Annotated in this window: 1 pseudogene; it reads left to right on the forward strand. The window is 71.1% G+C overall.

Going from position 1 to position 318, the window contains the following annotated elements:
• Positions 1 to 15: 15 nt before the first annotated feature.
• A pseudogene (locus IH25_RS42740) lies at positions 16 to 318 on the forward strand (hypothetical protein); the annotation flags it as partial.

Consider the following 318-nt stretch of genomic DNA (forward strand, 5'->3'; position numbering starts at 1 on the left):
CGTCGGCGACATGTCCTGCACCGGCGCGGTCGACTCCGACGCCGACACCATCGAGAAGGTCATCGCCGAGATCGCGGCGTCCCGGCTGACCGAGCGCGGGGCGACCCGCGCCGACGACAAGCTGTCCGAGGCCGCGATGGAAGACCGCAAGCGCGAGGGGTACTTCTAGGCATGAGCACGACCACGACCGAGGCGCTCTCGGCCACCACCCTGCTGCGGTTCGCCACCGCCGGCTCCGTCGACGACGGCAAGTCCACCCTCGTCGGGCGGCTGCTGCACGACTCCAAGTCGGTCCTCGCCGACCAGCTGGAGGCCGTG

The organism is Streptomyces achromogenes subsp. achromogenes, from assembly GCF_000720835.1.
In the GTDB taxonomy this organism is placed as follows: domain Bacteria; phylum Actinomycetota; class Actinomycetes; order Streptomycetales; family Streptomycetaceae; genus Streptomyces; species Streptomyces achromogenes.